Source organism: Streptacidiphilus neutrinimicus (assembly GCF_000787815.1).
In the GTDB taxonomy this organism is placed as follows: domain Bacteria; phylum Actinomycetota; class Actinomycetes; order Streptomycetales; family Streptomycetaceae; genus Streptacidiphilus; species Streptacidiphilus neutrinimicus.
In genome coordinates, this window is record NZ_BBPO01000013.1 from 23792 (window position 1) to 43546 (window position 19755).

At 69.2% G+C, this 19755-nt stretch carries 19 protein-coding genes and 1 pseudogene; 15 read left to right on the forward strand and 5 right to left on the reverse strand.

The window, feature by feature from the left end:
• Positions 1–304 precede the first annotated feature (304 nt).
• A pseudogene (locus tag TR48_RS11215) lies at positions 305–544 on the reverse strand (transposase); the annotation flags it as partial.
• Between the two features lie 837 nt (positions 545–1381).
• Here TR48_RS11215 and TR48_RS11230 point away from each other — a divergent pair.
• The 3 genes from TR48_RS11230 to TR48_RS11240 all read left to right on the forward strand — a co-directional run bounded on the left by TR48_RS11230 (position 1382) and on the right by TR48_RS11240 (position 5275).
• Positions 1382–3874, forward strand: a complete 2493-nt coding sequence (locus TR48_RS11230; RefSeq protein ID WP_152627917.1) for a hypothetical protein — start codon at positions 1382–1384, stop codon at positions 3872–3874.
• Positions 3875–3962: 88 nt separating this feature from the next.
• On the forward strand, positions 3963–4196 hold the full coding sequence (locus tag TR48_RS11235) for a hypothetical protein (RefSeq protein ID WP_042365921.1): 234 nt from the start codon (positions 3963–3965) through the stop codon (positions 4194–4196).
• A gap of 458 nt (positions 4197–4654) precedes the next feature.
• On the forward strand, positions 4655–5275 hold the full coding sequence (locus TR48_RS11240) for a hypothetical protein (RefSeq protein WP_152627918.1): 621 nt from the start codon (positions 4655–4657) through the stop codon (positions 5273–5275).
• A 96-nt stretch (positions 5276–5371) separates the two neighbouring features.
• Here TR48_RS11240 and TR48_RS11245 read toward each other — a convergent pair whose 3' ends face one another.
• Both TR48_RS11245 and TR48_RS11250 read right to left on the reverse strand, forming a co-directional pair.
• On the reverse strand, positions 5372–5803 hold the full coding sequence (locus TR48_RS11245; protein WP_042365923.1) for a DUF4259 domain-containing protein: 432 nt from the start codon (positions 5801–5803) through the stop codon (positions 5372–5374).
• Between the two features lie 456 nt (positions 5804–6259).
• Positions 6260–6676, reverse strand: a complete 417-nt coding sequence (locus TR48_RS11250) for a hypothetical protein (protein ID WP_042365924.1) — start codon at positions 6674–6676, stop codon at positions 6260–6262.
• A 176-nt stretch (positions 6677–6852) separates the two neighbouring features.
• On the opposite strand from TR48_RS11250, the gene TR48_RS44680 reads away from it, so the two are divergent.
• Together TR48_RS44680 and TR48_RS11265 are read left to right on the forward strand one after the other, a co-directional pair.
• Positions 6853–7746 carry a hypothetical protein gene (locus tag TR48_RS44680; RefSeq protein WP_174501688.1) on the forward strand — a complete coding sequence of 298 codons (894 nt, stop codon included), beginning with the start codon at positions 6853–6855 and terminating at the stop codon, positions 7744–7746.
• Between the two features lie 106 nt (positions 7747–7852).
• Positions 7853–8389 (forward strand): GNAT family N-acetyltransferase, encoded by a 537-nt coding sequence (locus tag TR48_RS11265; RefSeq protein WP_236652106.1) that lies wholly within the window; start codon positions 7853–7855, stop codon positions 8387–8389.
• A gap of 664 nt (positions 8390–9053) precedes the next feature.
• Here TR48_RS11265 and TR48_RS41800 read toward each other — a convergent pair.
• Entirely contained in the window at positions 9054–9404 is a 351-nt protein-coding gene (locus TR48_RS41800) for a hypothetical protein (RefSeq protein WP_063770965.1), read from the reverse strand.
• Positions 9405–9599: 195 nt separating this feature from the next.
• On the opposite strand from TR48_RS41800, the gene TR48_RS11275 reads away from it, so the two are divergent.
• From TR48_RS11275 to TR48_RS11285, 3 genes are all read left to right on the forward strand, one after another.
• The gene (locus tag TR48_RS11275) at positions 9600–9794 is read left to right on the forward strand and encodes a hypothetical protein (RefSeq protein ID WP_042366006.1); all 195 of its coding nucleotides are present in this window, start codon (positions 9600–9602) and stop codon (positions 9792–9794) included.
• Positions 9795–9812: 18 nt separating this feature from the next.
• Positions 9813–10211, forward strand: a complete 399-nt coding sequence (locus TR48_RS40295) for a type II toxin-antitoxin system death-on-curing family toxin (protein WP_084729216.1) — start codon at positions 9813–9815, stop codon at positions 10209–10211.
• A gap of 613 nt (positions 10212–10824) precedes the next feature.
• The gene (locus TR48_RS11285) at positions 10825–12168 is read left to right on the forward strand and encodes a glycosyltransferase 87 family protein (protein WP_042365927.1); all 1344 of its coding nucleotides are present in this window, start codon (positions 10825–10827) and stop codon (positions 12166–12168) included.
• 118 nt (positions 12169–12286) lie between these two features.
• On the opposite strand, the gene TR48_RS11290 is transcribed toward TR48_RS11285, so the two are convergent.
• Positions 12287–12784: a hypothetical protein gene (locus tag TR48_RS11290; protein WP_042365928.1), complete on the reverse strand. Its 498-nt coding sequence runs from the start codon at positions 12782–12784 to the stop codon at positions 12287–12289.
• A gap of 232 nt (positions 12785–13016) precedes the next feature.
• Between TR48_RS11290 and TR48_RS43115 the strand changes: the two genes are divergently transcribed.
• The 7 genes from TR48_RS43115 to TR48_RS11320 all read left to right on the forward strand — a co-directional run bounded on the left by TR48_RS43115 (position 13017) and on the right by TR48_RS11320 (position 19746).
• Positions 13017–13157 carry a hypothetical protein gene (locus TR48_RS43115; protein WP_161789810.1) on the forward strand — a complete coding sequence of 47 codons (141 nt, stop codon included), beginning with the start codon at positions 13017–13019 and terminating at the stop codon, positions 13155–13157.
• Positions 13158–13250: 93 nt separating this feature from the next.
• Entirely contained in the window at positions 13251–14111 is an 861-nt protein-coding gene (locus TR48_RS11295; protein WP_042365929.1) for a JmjC domain-containing protein, read from the forward strand.
• Positions 14108–15007, forward strand: a complete 900-nt coding sequence (locus TR48_RS11300) for a JmjC domain-containing protein (RefSeq protein WP_042365930.1) — start codon at positions 14108–14110, stop codon at positions 15005–15007. The genes TR48_RS11295 and TR48_RS11300 overlap by 4 nt, the downstream gene beginning before the upstream one ends.
• Positions 15008–15017: 10 nt before the next feature.
• The gene (locus TR48_RS11305) at positions 15018–15599 is read left to right on the forward strand and encodes a GNAT family N-acetyltransferase (RefSeq protein WP_052442576.1); all 582 of its coding nucleotides are present in this window, start codon (positions 15018–15020) and stop codon (positions 15597–15599) included.
• A gap of 25 nt (positions 15600–15624) precedes the next feature.
• On the forward strand, positions 15625–16920 hold the full coding sequence (locus TR48_RS11310; protein ID WP_052442577.1) for an MFS transporter: 1296 nt from the start codon (positions 15625–15627) through the stop codon (positions 16918–16920).
• Between the two features lie 31 nt (positions 16921–16951).
• Positions 16952–17833 carry an AAC(3) family N-acetyltransferase gene (locus TR48_RS11315; RefSeq protein WP_052442578.1) on the forward strand — a complete coding sequence of 294 codons (882 nt, stop codon included), beginning with the start codon at positions 16952–16954 and terminating at the stop codon, positions 17831–17833.
• A 275-nt stretch (positions 17834–18108) separates the two neighbouring features.
• A complete protein-coding gene (locus TR48_RS11320; protein WP_084729220.1) occupies positions 18109–19746 on the forward strand; it encodes a GMC oxidoreductase in 1638 nt (545 codons plus the stop codon).
• Positions 19747–19755 lie beyond the last annotated feature (9 nt).

Here is a 19755-nt window from a genome sequence, read left to right on the forward strand (position 1 = left end):
GTCCGACCACGGCCGCTGCAGCGCATGGCTGTCGCCTGCCGAGCACCCCCGGACGGCCGCGGGTTTCCGGCGTCGGGCGCGGCAGGTGCCGCTCGCGGTCGGGCACCGACTGATGGTGCCCGAGCCTGCAAGGGACCTTCCCCGCCCCGTCGGGGCCATCGACGAAGCAGCGTCTTGCGCTGGCAAGGGGGCGTAACCCGGATGGTCGGGTAGCCCTGGGCATCTCAGCCCCGGGCTACCACAGATCCGTACCTGAAAGCCTCCCGTCATACGGCTCTTGTCACTCTAATCATCTGGCGGCTGTGCCCCTCTTGACGAAGCCGGTGTCGTCGATGATCAGGACTCCGTCGGGGGTGCCGAGTTGTTCGGCGACATAGGTCTGCAGGTCGTCGCGGACCTCGTCCGCGCTCCAGCAGGCGCGGGCGAGGAGGTGCTGGAGGCGGTGCGGGGCCGGGTGGCTGGCGAACTCGGCCAGTTGCCAGCTGTTCTTGCGGCCCACCGGGCCGAGTAGCCCGCGCACGTAGTCCCGCATCCGCCGCCGCGGCGTTCAGGTCCCGGTCCCACACCTCCGCCAGATCATCGATCACAACCGGGAGCTGTCCACGTCGTTGCCACTACATGCGGCGCGGCCACTCGTTCGCGCGACATCCCCGCGAACACCCCACCGCCCCTGGCGCAGCCCCGCTACACTCCTGACGACCATGCCGCTGACCAGGGAAAACGAAGAAGTCTCACTGGAGTACTAGGCTGTCCGTCCCTGGCGCAAAATTGGGCGGCAGACGAAGCGGCTCCACAGAAGGAGAGACGGGAATATGGGGCAACGGTGGGCGCGTTGGCGCGAGGTCCTCATCGTGGGCCTCGTCTTTCTCGCTGTCCTGGGGATCTCCTGGGGAGTATGCGCGGCCATCGGCCATCCTCACGACGGTTCGAATCGGTGGGTCGTGTGCGTGGGCTTCGCCACGGTCGTCGCTACCGCTGTGGGGATTGTCGTCCACCGGCTGTCTCGCGAGGATGAGCCCGCTCCAGCCGTCACTACATTCGAGGTAGAGGGGGACAACATCCGGGCGGCCGGGGCGGGGGCGTACGGCAATGTGTTCGGCGACCGGGCGTCCAAGGGCACCACGGGTTCCGGTCCGAGGCAGCTTCCAAGCTCGGCCGAGCGCGCCGCCCCGGCACAGAACATGACGGTTCGTGGAAACGGGAACCGGGTAGCCGGCCCGGGGGCGCACGACAACGACTTCGGCGACGACCCGGACAGCCACACGCCATGAAGCGCCTCTCCCGGCGGAAGCGCGCCGAGGCATCCCCCTCGTCCGTCCTCGAGTCGGGCTCGGTCCGGGCGCCTGCCTCAGCCGACACAGCCACAGTTGATGCCAGCGGCATGCGCGTGGAAGGCGACCACAACCGGCTCGTAGGACCGGGTGGCCACCACAACAACCTCGGCGATGTCCACTATGAGTTCCATCTGCAGGGCAAGGTGGACCCGCCTGACCGGCCGAGGCCGGTGCCGCAGTGGACCGCCCAGCAACTGAACATCCATGCGGCCGTGCCTGGTGACGTGCCGAATGCCCGGAGCCGTTTCGCGCTCCCCGCATACGTGCGCCGCCCCCACGACGATGAGCTGCGCCACCGACTCAACGGCATCAGGAGCGGTCAACGGGCAGAACTCGTGGTGGTGCGTGGTGGATCATGCGTCGGCAAGACCCGGACCGCCTATGAGGCCGTAAAGGAGTGCCTGGCCGACTGGCAGCTGCTCTACCCCAAATCTGCGCAGTCCATCATCCTCGCCCACAAAGCCGGACTTCTGACCGAGCGCACGGTGCTGTGGTTGGACAACGCGCATCAACTGTTCTTCGAGCCAGAAGGAGAGCAGGCAGCAGCCACCGTGCAGAGCCTGCTCGAGGAGAACGGGCCCATTGCCGTGATTGCCACGATATGGCCCGAGGAGTATCGGGCGCTTACGGCTCACCCCGCGCCACGGGCCGGCCAGGATGAGCTCAAACCGCGCCCGGATCCGCACGGTCGGGCACGCGATCTGCTCGGCTCATCTGCTCTAATCACCGTTCCTGACGCGTTCACGGAACCTCAGATGGGTGACTTGCGTCGTCTCGCTCGGGTTGACCCTGCCTTGGAGATGGCCCTCGACTGGGTGTCTGCGCCCAGCGAGGTCACGCAAACCCTCGCTGCCGGACCTGAACTACTCGATCGATGGGTTCACGCAACGAACCCGTACGGCGGCGCCGTTCTGACTGCGGCAATCGATGCACGGCGTCTGGGTGTGCGGTCGATGCTGCCTGCGGAGTTTCTGCGCGGTGCCGCACCGGTGTATCTCGTGGGCAAGCACCGGATCAACCCTCCCGAGGATTGGTTCGATCAGGCTCTGGCTTACGGTCTCGAAGAAGTCAAGGACGTGGCTGGCGCTCTGCAGTTGGTTCCGCGAACTGACGGGATGGGTGCCCAGCCTGGCGTTTTCGATCTGGCCGACTACCTTCAGGAGCGCGCGGCTTCGCAGCGCCGGGGCGACGTGCCCGCCGACCCGTTCTGGCGGGCTGCCCTCGATCATCTGGACAATGGCGCCGACCTTGACCGGATGGGCACCCAGGCGTTCAACAAGAGCCGGTTCCGGTGGGCGGAGCGGCTGTGCCTGCGCGCCGCCGAACTCGGTCACGCACCGGCTGTTGAGAGCTTGTGCCACCTGTACACAGAGACCGGCCACATCCTGCTCGCGGCGACCCGTGACAGGCTGCTCGATCTTGCACGTGGCGCCGATGACGGTGGATACAGCCTGTGGTACGTGGGCTCCACATTGGCGTCCATTGCCACCGAGCCTGAAAGCGAGCCAGGACTCGCCGCAGTGGCGGGGGCGGTTCTCATCGAAGCCTTTGAGGCCGGCTCAATGGATGCGGTACACGCCTTCAAGGAGCTGTGCAGAGACCAGGGTGTCGATGCGTCCGCCTTCGTCCGTCAGGCCGAACAAAAGCGAGCAGCCGAGCAGCCACGCGAGGCGCTCTCGCGAGAGGTCGCGGTACTGAGGGCCGCCGCCGGTGGAGATGCCGATTCGGTGGCTGCCTTCGAGCACCTTGTCGCCGACCGGGGGCAGAGCTTTCGCGCACTTGTCCGCTACGGCGCCACTGACCAGAGTTTGGTCATCCTCGGGCTGTCCCTGCGGATGCGCAAAGCGGGTGGGCAGGATGCCTTCGAGGTGTTGCTGCGGGCAGTCGCTGATACCGGTGCCTGGCATGCCGTGTCCGGCCTGGCCTCCTACCTCTACCAGACCGACCGCGACGACGAGGCCGACGAGGTCCTCACTCAGGCATGGACGCGAGGCGATGAAGACGCCTGGGTGATGCTGTGCAGCCATCTGATCAGCAGGGACTTCGCCAAGGCCAGGTCACTGATCGAGCAGGCCCGGCGGGAGGGTCGCGGGAGGTCCGTCGTGCGGGTCGTGCGGCCGCTTCTCGGTCGCCAGCCAGAGTTGATCCGCTTCGCCGAGACAACCCTGCGCGAACTCGCAGACGACGGCGAGCCATCGGCCCAATTCGAGCTGTCGAAACTGCTGTTCCTCCGATGGTGTGACAAGTCTCGGAATCACATGGGCGAGGTCTCTAACGCCGGCGACATGCCGGAGCAGATCGAGTGCCTGCTCATGACGGCCCTACCGCACGTCACTCAGGCGTACTGGCTGCTGGGACAGATGGCTGAGGTGAGCGGAGATGTCATTGCAGCGCAGCGCTGGTATCGCGGAGCCGTCGACCGTAGCGATTCTGAGTGCCTACCCCTGCTTGCTCGCGTACTTGTGCCGTCTGACGATGCACAGGAGCAGCTGATCCGGATGGGTCTGGAAGCCGACGGCAGCCCGAGCCCGCCATGGTGACGCCGGAATCACGCGACCGCCCGCGGTGAGCATGGTTGGCGTTAACGGTCTGAGTTGGCCCCAGTTTTCCTGCGGGCTGACCGAACGGATGACCTCCAGCTCGGCCGGAAACGGCAGGGTGGCAAGCGCGGTGCTGGGCATGCGCGTCGTCACCCCGGCCATGTTCGACAAGCTAAAGGACGCCGTGACGAGCTACGCGGCCGCCCTCGCCAGCAGCCCGGACCGTTGGGCGGACGAACAGGCCGTCCGCGAACAGCTCGCCCGCCACAAGCTGACCGGCGACCGCTTCTTCACCACCTACTCCGAAAGCGTGCGCACCTGATCAGCACCCGAAGCCCCGCGGGCTGGTGTTCGGGGGCGTTGTCGAGGACGCCCCCGCCGCGACGGAGACGGAGAAGCTGGAGCCGAGGACCGGCGTTGCGACATCGGACGCGGTTCCCGCCTACCTGCTGACCGGGAGCTCAGTCCGCCCCGCCGACGGTGTGCATTAACCGTGCATTGCCCTGGGGCGGCCGACATCGGCGCAGGTCAACGGGCATCTCCCCAGGCGCTGGGAAGTCCCGCGGGTACTCACCGACTGGTACGTGCAGGGGCTGACCTGCGGCATCTCCCGGGTCGGGTTCCCTGGTCTTCCCCAGCGACTGTGCACTGAATGTGCACTGGTGCGGACCCCTGGAGCGCGCCCCCAGGGCGCTTCAGGCCGTCGCCGGAGACAGTCGACGACTTCACCGGCTTGCTGGCGCCCGGCGGTACTCGGCAGTCTGCTGGTCGGCGATTGACATGATGGGCAACAGCGAGTTCTCAGGTGTCTCTGGAGGGTCGACGATGGCGTTCAAGACCGGAGCCGACTTCAAAGTCGCTGGCGGGGACGAGTGGTCCTATACGCCGGCTGTCGGCGTGGGACCGCTCCGGTTCGGTATGACCGTAGGCGAAGTGGTCGGGGCGGCTGAGGTTCTCGGCCCGACGAGGGTCGCCGATTGTGTCCGGCACCACGCGATCTTCTCGCCGACTTGGAGGGTCGAAGTCCACCGACGCCGGGCGGCTCCCTCTCCGCCTGCCGTCACGGCCTATGTGAGCCATGCCGTGGGGCTGTTCTGCATCGCTATCGACGCCGTGTACGGTCCCCAGGTCGCTAACGGCGGACTCCTGCTGGTCGGGAGAGACCTGTCGGAACTGGAGAGCGACGCAATCGCACATGCCGAAGCAATGCACGCTCACATTCGCTACACGCCCGAGGGCTACGCGGGGCCAGACGATCCCGGGGTCGTCACGCGCGGACAACTGGTTGGGCAGGTCCTCCGATCGCGACCGTTGTTCATGGTGACCCGCGACGGCGCGAACACCGAATGGGACTCGATTCCCTCCGAGGAGTACCGCCTCAACGGTCAGTCCACGGCCTGACGTGGTGTCTGCCGGTCCCCCACATCAGAACCGGGCCGTGTCGGTGCCCGAGTCGACCCAAGGATCCAGTGCTCCCGAAACTGGGCTTCGATGCGCCTATACGTCGAGGTCGAACAGCGGAACATCAGTCGTGGGCAGCGGGTTGAGAATCCGGCGGAGTCCGTTGATCATGGCTAGCCAGCGGGTGCCGTCGCCCGCATTGACCCAGGACTCGACGAGTCCGGAATCGTCCGTGACCTTGGCGAGGACCTCGTCAGCGAGCGCGCGGAGGTCCTGCGGCAGCTCGGGCATCATGCTCTGCGGCCCGTAGCCGCTGTCGACGGGCTGGCCGGTGGGGCACTGCGAAGCAATCAGCGCTGCGGCAGCGACCGCTTCCTGGGCTTCGTGGAGGTAGTCCGTCGCGGTCAGAGTGCGGTTGAGGACCCCACGGATCAGTCCCTCGCGCTGGCCGGGCTGGGCCTCGTCCAAGCTGTCGGCGAAGTCGGCGGCCGTGTCGTTGTCGAAGGGGCCGATGTCCCAGGTGCCCAAAGTGATCTCCTCACTGCTTCTGCAGGGAGCATGCCATCAGCGACCGACAATCGGGGACCCTGGGACCGCGGCACCGGACGCGGTTAGCACGAACCTGCTGCCCCGGCTGCTCTGGGTCGCCTCAAGCGGCAGCTGGAGGCCGGTACATCAGCCGCTCCACCTCGCAGCGTGCTCACCGCCGTAAATCAAGGCCCAGCAGTGCGAGCACCCGATGCAGTCGTTCTCCTCGTCTATGTCCACTTCCGGACGACGAGGCAGATGCCGCACGGCTTCGAAGTGCAGCGGGCCTTGCAGTGCGCAATACGCCCCGCCTTGGTTGTACAGAAACACCCCAGGCCTGTCTTCGTGGACCAGACGGTTACCCGCCTTGACCAGGGCCCTCACAAGCGGGACGAAGTGCTCAAATCCGTCATCAGCCACGGCAAATCCCAAGAGTCCAACTCAACGGCGCGGGCTTCAGGGGCCATTGTAGTAGCTGTCGTAGAAGGCGGAGTACTCGTCGGCGGAGAAGCCTTCGAATTGACCGTCCGTCTCAAGCTCGCACAGGCGGTCCAGCGCGGCGACTGCAGCAGTCATGGGGAGGGCCGAGAGATACGCCTTCGTTGCATCCAGTCCACGCCCGAGCATGAGCTCGATGTCGACCGAGCAGGCCGCGTCGTAACTGGCTTCTTTCGCACTCCACACGAGGAGCGCGTCGTCGATGTCGCCGCTGTTGAACAGTTGGACGCAGCAGAGCTTCATCAACTCGGTGTCACCTTCACCCTGAGTGCGTCGCTCGCGCTCCGTGTGCGCGCTGAGTAGGGCGCGAATCTCGCCCAGGTCCGCGAGGGCAGGGCGCAGCCCGTAGCGGCGCAGGCCCTCCTCTTCGTCCATCGGCCGTCCTTCTTGGTCGTACAGCCCGCCATACCTGTCTGACCGTGCCAATCCGGGCCACCGAAGGTCTACAGCAGCCAACATCGCTCGGACAAGTTCAGCAATGACAACAAGTGACATGCAGTGGGCCGCCAGATCGTCTTGATCGCGGGAGCTCGGGCGGCTTCAATCGGCGGGTGACCGAGAGCTATGTCGACCTCGGGGCTGTCGCGGCTCCCTCAGGTGTCCTCGTGCTGGGCATGGCGGCCTGGATCGATTTCTGGCCCGAGACCGGCCAACCGCTGTCCGAGCGCGCGTTCGCAGCCGTGGCATCGGGCGGCTCCCATCTGTTTGAGCCTGTCGACGGAGAGCCACGCCCGTGGAGCGGCGAGGCGATCGTCGTGCGAGCCGCGGCGAACCGGCTGCTCCCGGTACGGGCACTGACATCACCCTCGCCGTTCGACGGCGAGCCGACGATCTCGGTCCTCGAGGTCGGCCTCGGTCTGCCGTGGCCCGAGGACCGCGGCGCCGGACCACTGGTGCTGGGCGACCTGCCGGTTGACCGGTGCGGCATGGTGCTCGGCGACGCGCGGGCCCTGGACGGGTTCACAGGTCTGGACGGAGAGTCCATCGACGGCCTGGCCGACGTCACCTACTGGGGCAAGTACGAGGGCGATGTTCACGCCGAGTTCGGCGGGGAACGCGTCCCTCAGCACCACGGTGGCTACGGGCCGCGCGGTTGGCTCGACCTGCCGCTCGCCGAGGCGGAGGCACTCGCGGAGAGGCTCCAGACGTGGCTTCGCGACGGCCCGGGAAAGGGCCTGATGATCGCGGTCGACGCCCACACCGACTACCACAGGCTGAACCGGGCCAGCTGGAGCCATCCCCTGCTGGCTGGGATTGCCGAGGTCGGTGGCTGCCCGGTGCTCGGCATCGGCTGGGACCCCGGCGACCACTCCATGCGCCACCGCGGCGAGCGCGCCTACGGACAGGTCTACCCCGCCACCCTCGAATCCCTCGCCGACACGACCGTCCTTCGCTGGACCATCCCGCCCTACTCCCCCGACCCGGACGACAGGCCGGCAAGCTGACCCCCAGCTCGCACCCACCATCGAAGGAGTAGGTCGAATGCCCTGGCCCGGAAGACAGTCTCGCTGCACAAGTGGGCGGCACGAGGTGGCCGTCGGAGGGCTCATCGTGCGCTCCCCCGTCGACGACCTCGACTTCCTGGGATCAATGGCCGGAGCCTACGACGACGATGCCCAGCGCTGGCTCGCCTGGGACCAGGAGGGACCTGTCGCGGAAACCCGTGACTGGTTCTTCAACGTCGACGACGCCAACCGTGAGCACATGCACGAACACCTCGACGACAGCGCCGGGCACCGATACCTCGAGGCTCTCGAGTACCGGCACCTGATCGTCGTCGATCGCGACCACGGCCGCTACGCCGGAGCCGTGCAGTTGTTCGAAGATTGTCAGGTCAACGCTTGGCTCGCGCCGCACTTCCGCGGCAGGAACCTGGGCGCCGACCTCTTCGCCGCCGCCGCGAAGATGGCCCACCAGCACCTGGCGGTCAAGGAGCTGTACGCCGTGGTGGCGGAACAGAACCTGCCCGCCCTCTCGGCCCTCCGCCTCGCCGGCTTCCAGCACGCTCCCGCCACGACGGAGACGGCTGAGCTGCAGCCAGGGCTCCTCGCGCTGCGGCACCGGACGCGGTTCGCGCAAACCTGCTGACCCGAAGCTCAGACCGCCCCACCAACGGTCGTTCACGCGTTCTCGTCCTCGTGCACTACCCGTGCATTGCACCGGGGCAGCCGACATCCGCGCAGGTCAAAGGGCATCCACCTGGGCGCTCCAGGGTCCCCGGCGTACAGGCCGACTCGTCCGCCTTCCAGGCCGTTGACCTGCGCTTTTTCGGCGCGGACCAGTCGGACATGTCCCGCTCGTTCTCTCCGACTGGTTCGTTCTGGGGGCTGACCTGCGGTTTCTTTCGAGGCGAGTTCCCTGGACTTCCCTCGCGACTGGGCACTGATTGTGCACTGAAATGGCGCTGTGAGAGCGGCCCCCAAACGTCGCGCGGCATGCACCGAAATGGCGGAATGCCCAAGATCACGCCCAACCTTGCCGAACCTTCCAGGATGTTCCTCGCGCACGATTTCGAGATGAGCGTCCGTGCGCCCACGTGCATGGATCCAGGACTGGTTCTCGCTCCCGTCTCTGCGGACCAGCCGGCCAGGTGCCGAGTACCAGCGCACGGGTGAGTCGTCCTTACTGGCCCACATTGGATATTCAGGCAGGTCCACTCGGGCATAGCGCTCGTGGAGGCTCGGCAAGAGCGCGTCCGGCAGCTCGCAGGCGTCGTAGAGACGGAGGTCGTCCGCTCCGAAGAGCGACTCACTCAGCACGGTTCGACCCACGCGAGGGACGTCCGATCGAGGAACGGTATCCAGCCGTCGCGGGACTCCACCACCACTGGCGGATCATCTTGTTCGATCTCGGCCAGGGGGATCGCCCAGAAGGCGCAGTCCTGATTCTCATGGCGGAAGACCAAGATGCCGCCCAAATCATCGGTGACGTATAGCCCCGTCGCGGGGACCAAGGGGTCCTGCTGCTGGGTCAGATCATGCCGACGCCCGAACAGCGCGTATCCCTCGCGCACGGCGGCCGGGAGTTCGAAGCCCAGCTCGGCTTCGACGGCCGCCCGCTCGCTCTCGCTGTAGCCGTCTGCCGCTTCAAGTGGACGGCCCATCCACTCATCGGCGAACCAGCGCGCGAAGTCGCCTTACTGGCCGCTGACCTGCGCTTTTGCGGCACGCACCAGTCGTGTGTGCTCGCCCGCGAGCCTTGCTTTCGGTACCGGATTTGGTACCCTATGATCGGGTACCGGATTTGGTACCTGGCGACGCCACACGCCAACCACCACCTGGAGCCGGAGGCGGACACCATGCCCGCACTGAACATCACATTCTCCGACGAGGAGATGGAACAGCTCCGCAGCGCGACGCCCGCCGGAACGAGCCTCAAGACGTTCGTCCACGACGCCGCCCTAGTGGAGATTCACCGAGCCAAGGTCGCCAAGGCCGCGGCAGAGGTGGGGCGCATCTCCGCTGGCCTGGCAAAGCGCCTGGCCGAGAAGTAGCCACAGGAGTTCGCCATCATCGCGTACCTCAGCGCCGACGACATCCTTGCGATCGCCACCATCAACCTGGGGGCATTCGACACGGAACCCAAGGTCCGGGACTACGGCCTGCTCGCCAGCGCCGCCGCCCGGCCCCAGTCCGGCGCGTACGGAGTCGAGGCCTACCCGACGCTGTTTGAGAAGGCCGCGTCCCTGCTCCACTCACTCGCCAGCAACCACGCACTCATCGACGGCAACAAGCGCACCGCGTGGTGGTCCACCGCCGTGTTCCTCACCATCAACGACTGGCGTCTTGCCGAGCCCCTTGATGAGGACGCGGCCGAAACCCTTGTGCTTGAGGCCGCACAGTCGCTGATCGATGTGCCCGAGATCGCGGAGCGTCTCGCCGCGTTCTTCGAGTACCGGCCGATGGGCTAGCGAGGCACGGCGGCCCCGTCCAGGCACGGTGGGCGGGGCCTTCGTCGTCTGTTCACAGTCGCGCGATCTCGCGCCGGCTAAGGGGGAGGCCGATCCTGAACCGTCCGCCCGCCACACCATGTCTTCAACAGGTCAACGCATAGCTCGCGCCACCCTTTTCGCGGTTGGTGCTTGGGCACCGACCCTTCATTCCGCTCGGCTGGCGGTCGTTCAAGCGTTCTCGTCCTCGTGCATCAACCGTGCACTGTGCTTGTCCGCAAAACCAACTCGGCCGGGTTCGAGCCCTCGGGCGAACACGGCCCGGTATCCGAGGTCGAAACGGTCTTCCTCCTCGAGCCCTCGAACGCCGTACACCCGGGCCACGCAGTCTGCTCTACACGACGTTGTGGCGTGCATGCCAGGCTGTCCGTTCGCCCGCCTTCCCCGAGCCTTTCCTGGCAATTTGCCTGTTCTGGGTTGCATTCGACATCCCAGGTACTCACACGTACGCGTGGTAGCCTCCCCGGGCCCCGCCGATTTCGAATTGTCCGCGCGAGCGGCTGCCAAGGAACGCGGCAGTGCCCGGCACTCGCCGACGGCCCCGCGCGGTGACCGGGGGGCAGGAGGATGGATCATGGCCGCCGAGGCCGGCATACAGCCGCCAGCCAGCAAGGAGCGCGTTCGTGCGCAGAGCGGGCGAATCGCTCTGCCTTCCTGGCTGATCGTCCCCGGCGTGGTCGCCACCGTTGCGGCCCTCTGGGCCTGGCTGGCGTGGATGAACAGCCACCAGGGCGGCATGGCCTCCACCCTGGACCTGCAGGTGTACTACGACGGCGGCAAGGCGCTGCGCAGTAGCAGCCACCTCTACACCGGCAGCTACACCTGGGTGCGCCTGCCCTTCACCTATCCCCCGTTCTCGGCGATGGTGTTCGCCGCCGCCTCCTTCCTCAAGTTCGCCCACGTCCAGATCCTGATGACCACCGGCACGGTCCTCGCGCTGTTCACGACGGCTTGGCTGTGCTGGGGACGCCTGGGCCACCGGGTCTCCGTCGGACGCTTCGGCGCGACGCTGCTGGCGGGCGCGGTCGCGCTGGGGACCGAGCCGGTGCAGCAGACGCTGTCGTTCGGGCAGGTCAACGTCTGGCTCATGGTGATCGTGGTCGCCGACCTGTGTCTGCCCGACCGGTTCCGTGGCAAGGGCGTCGGCGTCGGTCTGGCGGCCGGCTTCAAGCTCGTCCCGGCGGTGTTCATCCCCTACCTCCTGCTCACCCGCCGCTGGCGGGCTGCCGCGGTCGCGACCGGGACGTTCGTGCTGACCGTCGTCGGTTCGTTCGCACTCTTCCCCACCGAGGCGCGGCAGTACTGGGGCGGGCTGTTCTTCGACTCCGCGCGCATGGGCGGGGTCGAGTACGTGGGCAACCAGTCGTTGCACGGCATGATCGACCGGGCCCTGCACGGCGGGGCGGCCGTCCAGGCGGTGTGGTTCGTCGTCGCGGGCACGGTGGCCGTGGTCGGGCTGCTGCTCGCCGCCCGGCAGCACCGGCGCGGCAACGAGATGCTCGCGATCCTGATCACTGGCGTGGTCGGACTCCTGGCCTCGCCCATCTCCTGGTCCCACCACTGGGTGTGGATCCTGCCCGCGCTCGTCGTCGGCGCGGACTGGGCCGCGCACGGCGCCCGTCGCCTCCTCGACGCCCGCTGGCTCGTCCCGCTCGCGGCGCTGCTTCTCTTCGCGGCCTGGCCCCGCTACGAGGGCGCCCAGACGGGCACACTGCCCTCGGGCATCATCTGGTGGCTCCCCTACGACAACCACGCCGAGTTCGGCTGGCACGGCCCACAGATCCTCCAGGGCGAGCTCTACACCCTCGTCGGCCTGGCCTTCCTCGCCGCCCTCGCCGTGCCGGCCGTCCGAGCGCTGCGGCAGCGCCGCCGGGTCGCGAGCCTCGGCTCCCCCGCGAACGGCGACGCGACCGTCTGACGCCTCCGGCTCAGCCGGACCGCGCCTGAACGCCGCTGGTTCGGGCCGCGGACGGCAGAAGCTCGGGCGGGGCGGCCACGTCTTGGCTGCCCCGCCCGAGCTTCGGGCGGTTCCCGGCTCAGGCCGCGCGGTGCGGGTCGGCGTAGGGGTTGCGGGTCGGGTCGTCGAGGTTGGTGAGGCGGCCCTCCTTGCGGGCGCGGCGGGCGTCGTCGAGCCACTCGCGGGTGAAGATCGCGGCGACGGCGGCGACCCCGGCCCGCAGGACGCGGATCTCGCTGTTGTCGGCGGCGCCGACGAGGCGGACCCGGCGGGTGGCCGGGAGCGTGGTGCCCTTCTCGGCGTCCTTGACCTTGCCGCGGCCGGTCCACTGCACGTCCCAGTGGTCGACCTCGGTCTCCTCCGGCAGCAGCAGCTTGACCGAGGCGCGGCGCAGGTCGACGTGGATCTCGAGGTCGGCCGGCAGCTCCGCCGAGCGGAGGTCGAGGACGACGGCGCCGCCGCGGGCGCGGATCTCGAAGGAGTCGGCCGTGGTCCAGTGGCCCAGCCGCTTGACGACCGTGTGGTCGACGTTGAAGCGCTCGACGTGCCTGGTCGGGGTGAACGTGTACTCGGCCATTTCGGTGGACCCTTCCGTGCGAGCGAGGACTGAGGTGTGCGGGGTTCGTGCTTCGGTGCGTTCCTTGCGATGACTCCATAGTTGCACTGAAACTAGTCTTCTGTCAACTAGTGTCGATGGGCCTATAGGTCTCGGGTCTCGACATGCCTTCGAGCAGCCTGCGAGACGGGGGCGGCAACCTCTCCGGAACCGCCGGTCCGCGGCGGAGGAGGTTTCACGATCGGAGGCAGTGATGGGCATCCGCGACACCAAGAAGGCGCTCGACAGCTCCAGCGTTTCCGAGGAGTCCGACCTGGCCATGACCTCGCTCAGCGAGGAGGAGGACAGCTACGACGCCCCCAAGACGATCATGAACCAGATCAGCGCCGCCTGACGTTCCACGGAGCTCCGGTCGGGCCTGCGCCCGTCCGGAGCTCGGTTCGGCGAGACCACCGGGAAGGGATAGAGCGGAGAGCGGGAGCGAACCATGGCGGCATCACTCGTCGACGTCCTGAAGGACGGCGGGACCTTCACCGAACACTGGGGCCGGGAACACCAGATCCTGCGCGGAGCGGTGGATCCCGCCGACTACATCACCACCGACCTCATCGAGGAGAAGCTCGACTCCAGCCTGCTGCGCTGGCCGTACTTCTCCGTACTCCGGGACGGGGCCGTCCCGCACACCGAGCACTACACCACCGTCCGGGATGTCATCGGCCACCAGCGCGACGGCTTCCCCGACCCGGTGGCCATCCGCCGCCTCATGGCGGCGGGCGGCACGCTCAAGCTCAACCAGCTCTCGCACTGGCACCGGCCGACCCGCCGTCTGGTGGAGCAGATCGAGGCAGTCGTCCCCGCCGCCGTCGACTCCTACGTCTTCTGGACCCCGCCCCAGCGCCGCGGCATGCTGCCGCACCGCGACGCCTCGCACGTGCTGGCGATCCAGCTGCACGGGCGCAAGGAGTGGCAACTGTTCGCCCAGGACGGCCAGATCCGCAGCGGCGCGGGTCTGGACGTGGACGCCGAGCGGCCGAGCCACACGTTCGTGCTGGAGCCCGGCGACGTCCTCTACCTCCCGCACGGCTGGCCGCACGACGCGGTGGCCCGGGACGGCGACTCGCTGCACCTGACGCTGACGCTGACCGAGCCCACCCCCGACGACCTGCTCCAGGCGCTCGTCAACCACCTGGTGGAGACGGACTGGGAGCTGATGCACCGCTTCCACGCCACCACCCTGGAGCAGCGCACCGAGAACACCCGCGCCGCCCTGCTGCACGGCGCCGGCCGACTGGACGACAGCGCCTGGACGCAGCTGGCGCTGGCCTCGATGCGGGAGGTGACCGGATGAGCGACAGGACCGGCGAGGCGCCCACCACCCTCGCCCAACTCGTGGGGGATGTCGACGACTTCTTCCAGAACCACTGGGGCAGCCAGCCCGTGGTGTTCCGCTCCTCGGCCGAGCTGCCGGCGCTGATCAGCGAGGAGGAGATGTGGGAGGAGCTGGACTGCGGTCTGCTGATCCGGCCCTACTTCACCGCCTTCGACGAGGGCGTGCGCAGCGCGGTGTCCGACATGACCCGCCGCCGCCACATCGCCGGACACGTCATCCCCGGCTACGTCAACGAGAAGCACATCCGTGAGGAGTTCGCGGCCGGCGGCACGTTCAAGTTCAGCCAGGCCGAGCACTGGCACCCGCGGATCAGGGCTCTGGTGAAGGGCCTGGAGCCGGAGTTCCGCGCGGGGCTCGAAGCGTTCGTCTTCCTCAGCCCGCCCGGCAAGACCGCGATCGCCGCCCACATGGACGGGGCGCACGTCTTCGTGCTCCAGGTGGCGGGGATCAAGGACTGGGTCGTCGGGCGGCTCGACGAGACCTCGATCAGCGACTCCACCCGCTACACGGGCGGGGTGATCCCGGCCGACCGCCGGGTGGAGGTGACCCTGCGTCCCGGCGACGTCCTCTACATGCCGCACGGCACCCCGCACTCCGCCACCGCGCGGCTGGGCAACTCGATCCACGTGGCGATCACCATCGAGGAGCCGAGCACCCAGGACCTCGCCCAGGTCTTCCTCGCCGAACTCCTCGACGACCCGCGCTACGTGGAGCTGACCGAGCAGCACCACCAGCAGACGCCCGCCGAGCGGTTCGCCGCGCTGCGCGCCGTGCTGACAGACCGTCTGGAGAATGCCGAGGGCGGCCAGGTGCTCAAGTCCGCGGTGCGGCTGAAGGCGGAGCACCTCGGGTAGGACCGCTCCCATGGACATCCACAACCGGACCGGCGGCAACCCGGGCGACGGCGACGGGCGCGGCGGCGACGAGGTCACGCTGCGCCCGGTGACCGCCGAGGATCTGGACCGCTTCGACGCGGAGTTCGCCGGGCCCGAAGGGCCGGGGCCCTACCAGTGGTTCGGCTGGACGCCGACCCTGCGCCTACGCGAACTGCACGCCCAGCGCGGGCTGCTGGGCGGCGACGAGAACATGCTGTCGGTGACGGCGGGCGGGGAGCTGGCCGGGCGCGTCGAGTGGTTCCGCCGCGCGTGGGGGCGCGCCGACACCTCCTGGTGCTGGGAGATCGCCATCGGCCTCTTCCCGGGAGCCCGCGGCAAGGGCATCGGCACGGAGGCGCAACGGCGGCTGGCGGCCTACCTGTTCACCCACACCAGGGTCGAGCGGATCCAGGTGACCACGGACGCCGACAACGTCCCCGAGCAGCGGGCCCTCGAGAAGGCGGGCTTCCGTCTGGAGGGCAGGCTGCGTCGCGCGCAGTGGCGCGCCGGGGACTGGCACGATCAGTTGATCTTTTCGCTCCTCCGTCCGGAGTGGTCGGAGGCACCCTAACCACCGCGACGTCCGGGAGGCCGATGTGCGATCCCTGCTCACGTCCCTGCAGGGCCCCATGCGGACGCTGGCCCTGCTGCACGGCATCGACGGCGTCGGCGGCGGCTTCTTCGTCGCGGGGGTCGCGGTCTACCTCACGCAGGTGACCCACCTGAGCGCGGAGCAGATCGGCACCGGCCTCACCGTGGGCGGGCTGATGGGGCTGACGGCGCCGGTGATGTCCGGGGCTTTGGCCGACACCCTCGGCGCGCGCAGGCATCTGGCCGGACGCCTGGTCGTGCTCGGCTGCGGCTTCCTGGTCTATCCGGCGGTGAGCGCGGCCTGGCAGTTCTACCTGCTGGCCGGGTTCCTCGGGGCGCTGCAGTTCGGCCTGGGCCCGTCGTTCGTGGCGCTCATCGCGGAGTTCGCCCCCGAGGAGACGCGGGTGACGACCCGGGCGGCGATCCGCGCCGTCGGCAACGCCAGCATGGGCCTGGGCACGCTGGCCGCCGCGTTGCTCGCCGCCCTCGGCAGCCACCCGATGCTCCAGCTCTTTCCGCTGGTGAACGGCGCCTCGTTCGTCGTCGCGGGGCTGCTGGTGCTGCGGCTGCCGAGGACCGAGGTCCGCCCGGGCCCGGGGGGAGGGCTGCGACTGGTGGCGCTGCGCGACCGGCGCCTGCAGCGGGTGGTCGCCGTCAACGCGCTGCTCGGCCTGCACGACACCGTGCTGAGCATCGGCATCCCGCTGTGGATCATCGTCGGGACCCACCTGCCCAAGGCGACGATCCCGCTGCTGATCGGCCTGAACACGGTGCTCGTGGTACTGCTGCAGATGCGCTTCGCCCGGGGCGCGGAGGAGCTTTCGGGCGCAGCCCGGGTGGCCCGGCGCGCGGGGCTGGCCGGGGCCGCGGGCTGCCTGCCGCTGGCGGTCTCCGGGGCCGTGCCGCTGTGGGCCGCGGCGGCCCTGGTCGTGCTGGCGCTGGTCCTGGTCACCGCTGCCGAACTGTGGCACTCGGCGAGCGCGTTCAGCCTGGGCTTCGCGGTCGCGCCGGAGGAGCGGCGCAGCGAGTACCTGGGCGCGTTCCAGCTCTACCACAGCCTGCAGACGGTGCTCGGCCCGTTGCTGCTCGCGGCGCTGGTCGGAACCGGCCACGGCGGCGGCTGGCTGGTGGTGGCCGCCCTGTTCGGTGCGGCCGGGCTGCTGGTGCCCCCGATCGTCGCGGGCATCCGGCCGCAGGAGCGGCAGCAGGATCACGGGCAGGAACAGGAGCGGGAGCGGGCCGCCGCGCCAGCGGATGAGCGCGCGCCCGCCTCCGTCGCGGCCGCGCCGTCCGAGTCGTAGCGGCCGCCGACCCGACCGAGGAGGACGTCCCGTGCTGCACCCCGCCGCCGAAGAAGGCACGCCGGGCCCCTTCGGGCGCCGCGCGCTGACGGAGGATCTGGAGGCCCTCGGCCTGCGCCGCGGCGACACGGTGATCGTGCACTGCTCGCTGCGCTCGCTGGGCTGGACGATCGGCGGAGGCGTCGCCCTGCTGGTCGCGCTCCGCGACGCCCTCGGACCGCAGGGGACCGTGGTGGTGCCGACGTTCACCACCTACCTGTGCGATCCGGCCACCTGGGTCCGCCGCCGGGTCCCCGAGGAGTGGTGGCCACGGATCCGTGCGAGCCTGCCGCCCTTCGACCCCGAGGTGCATCCCGCACAGCCGAGCCTCGGCCGGTTCCCGGAGCTGGTGCGAGCCTGCCGGACCGCGCGTCGCTCCGCCCACCCGCTCTACTCCTTCGCGGCGTTGGGACCCGCGGCACAGGAGGTCCTGGCCCCGCACCCGCTCGACTACGGACTGGGCGCCGGCGGCCCGCTCGGCGCGCTGCTGCGGCTCAACGCCCGGGTGCTGCTGCTGGGCGTCGGCTGGGACAAGGCCACGCTGCTGCACCTGCCGGAGCACCTGACCGACTTCCGCGGCCGCCGCAGCCACGTCATCGCGGTGCCCGAGGCTGGCGCCGACGGCGCGACCAGGTGGCGGGAGACCACGCAACTGGTGATGTACGAAGGCGACTTCCCCGCGGTCGCGGACTCCCTGCGCGGTGCGGCCGCGCCGCGTCTGGGCCGCGTCGGGGCGGCGGAGGCCAGGCTCTGCGAGGGCCGGCCCCTGGTGGACGCGGCCTGCCTCCGGATGGCGCGGCACCGGGACTTCACCCGCTCGGCGATGGGCCCGCACCTCGTCGGGATCGCTCCCGCGCCTGCGGCCGCGCTGTAGCGGGCGGCCCTCGGGCGTCACGCCGGAGCGCGGAAGCCCGGGTAGCCGAGGATGCGCGGGCGCTCGGCCGGGTTGCTGCCCCCCGGCAGGACTGATCCGCCCGCGCCGACGGCGTCGGAGCCGCGGTGGCTATTGACTTCTCCACCTCCCGGGGCGAGATTCCAGTTCCCGCCGCCGCGTGACCGGGCCGAGCACACCTCCGTTGATCCGGGCGGCGCGTCCGCGCCATGGGTCTGCTCAGCCGGGTTCCGTCGATGATCGGTGGTGGTCGAGTCATGCCTGGAAGGGTTCGTGCCGGGAGCAACCTGTCGAGACGTCAGTTCCTCTCGCGGACGGCTGCGACAGCGGGGACGCTGGCCGCGCCCGCACTGATCACGGCCGCCGCGGCCACGCCCGCGAGCGCGCTCGGCAACGGGGACCACGTGCCGGTGCTGGTGGTCGGCACCGGGTACGGCGGGGCCGTCACCGCCCTGCGGCTCACGCAGGCCGGAATCCCGGTCGCCATGGTGGAGATGGGCCAGAGCTGGACCACCCCCGGCAGCGACGGGAAGATCTTCTGCGACATGCTCAACCCGGACGGCCGCGCGTACTGGCTGCGCACCGAGACGGACCAGCCGGTGAGCTACTTCCTCGGCGCGCCGTACAAGAGGTCCATCCCCAGCTACACCGGCGTGCTGGACTCCGAGCACTTCGCCGGCACCCGCGTGTACCAGGGGCGCGGCGTGGGCGGCGGTTCGCTCGTCAACGGCGGCATGGCGGTGGTGCCCAAACGCTGGTACTTCGAGGAGATCCTGCCGCAGGTCGACGCGGACGCGATGTACGCCGTCTACTACCCGCGCGCGAACGCCGGACTGGGGGCCAACAGCGTCGATCCCGGCTGGTACGGCTCGGCGAGCTGCTACCAGTACGCGCGCGTCGGCTCCAGCCAGGCGGGCGACGCCGGGTTCAGCACGGTGTTCGTCCCCAACGTCTACAGCTTCCCCTACATGCAGCGGGAGCTGGCCGGGAGCGCGCCGCGTTCGGCGCTGGCGAGTGAGGTCATCTACGGCAACAACTACGGCAAGCAGTCCCTCGACAAGACCTACCTCGCGGCGGCCGCCGCGACCGGGCGGCTGTCGATCAGCCCGCTGCACAAGGTCACCTCCGTCTCCCCCGCCGCTGTGGGCTCCGGCTACCGCGTGTCGATGCAGCAGTTGGACACCGGCGGCAACGTGGTCGCGGTCAAGACGGTCACCGCCGACAAGGTGTTCTTCGGCGCCGGCAGCGTGGGCACCAGCAAGCTGCTGGTCACCATGCGCGACACCGGCCTGCTGCCGGACCTGCCCGCCGCGGTCGGCCAGGGCTGGGGCAACAACGGCAACGTGATGGTCGGTCGCGCCAACTACCTGTGGGCGCCGACCGGTTCGCTGCAGGCGTGCATGCCGGTGCGCGGCATCGACAACTGGGACGACCCGACCTACCCGTGCTTCGCGGAGATCTCCCCGTTCCCGGCCGGGACGGAGCTGTGGATCAGCCTCTATCTGGCGATCACCAAGAACCCGAACCGGGCCACGTTCACCTACAACCCCGGCACCGGCGGCGTGGACCTGAGCTGGCAGGCCGCGTGGACGCAGCCGTCGATCACGGCCGCAGCGAACGTCTTCGACCGGATCAACAGGGCCGAGGGGACGATCTACCGCACCGACCTCTTCGGGGTCTACCGGACCTGGGGCGACGACTTCGTCTACCGCCCGCTCGGCGGCTGCGTGCTGGGCCAGGCCACCGACCTGTACGGGCGGCTGCACGGCTACCCGGGCCTCTACGTCACCGACGGCTCGCTGATCCCCGGCAGCACCGGGGTGAACCCGTTCGTGACGATCACCGCGCTGGCGGAACGGAACATCGAGCACGTGATCGGCGCCGACTTCGGCTGAGCCGAGGGC

Coding starts and splice junctions, on each gene's coding strand:
- TR48_RS11230 (WP_152627917.1), top strand. CDS start 1,382: ATGCGCGTGGAAGGCGACCACAACCGGCTCGTAGGACCGGGTGGCCAC.
- TR48_RS11235 (WP_042365921.1), top strand. CDS start 3,963: ATGACCTCCAGCTCGGCCGGAAACGGCAGGGTGGCAAGCGCGGTGCTG.
- TR48_RS11240 (WP_152627918.1), top strand. CDS start 4,655: ATGATGGGCAACAGCGAGTTCTCAGGTGTCTCTGGAGGGTCGACGATG.
- TR48_RS11250 (WP_042365924.1), bottom strand. CDS start 6,676: ATGGACGAAGAGGAGGGCCTGCGCCGCTACGGGCTGCGCCCTGCCCTC.
- TR48_RS41800 (WP_063770965.1), bottom strand. CDS start 9,404: ATGGGCCGTCCACTTGAAGCGGCAGACGGCTACAGCGAGAGCGAGCGG.
- TR48_RS11275 (WP_042366006.1), top strand. CDS start 9,600: ATGCCCGCACTGAACATCACATTCTCCGACGAGGAGATGGAACAGCTC.
- TR48_RS11285 (WP_042365927.1), top strand. CDS start 10,825: ATGGCCGCCGAGGCCGGCATACAGCCGCCAGCCAGCAAGGAGCGCGTT.
- TR48_RS11290 (WP_042365928.1), bottom strand. CDS start 12,784: ATGGCCGAGTACACGTTCACCCCGACCAGGCACGTCGAGCGCTTCAAC.
- TR48_RS43115 (WP_161789810.1), top strand. CDS start 13,017: ATGGGCATCCGCGACACCAAGAAGGCGCTCGACAGCTCCAGCGTTTCC.
- TR48_RS11295 (WP_042365929.1), top strand. CDS start 13,251: ATGGCGGCATCACTCGTCGACGTCCTGAAGGACGGCGGGACCTTCACC.
- TR48_RS11300 (WP_042365930.1), top strand. CDS start 14,108: ATGAGCGACAGGACCGGCGAGGCGCCCACCACCCTCGCCCAACTCGTG.
- TR48_RS11305 (WP_052442576.1), top strand. CDS start 15,018: ATGGACATCCACAACCGGACCGGCGGCAACCCGGGCGACGGCGACGGG.
- TR48_RS11320 (WP_084729220.1), top strand. CDS start 18,109: ATGCCTGGAAGGGTTCGTGCCGGGAGCAACCTGTCGAGACGTCAGTTC.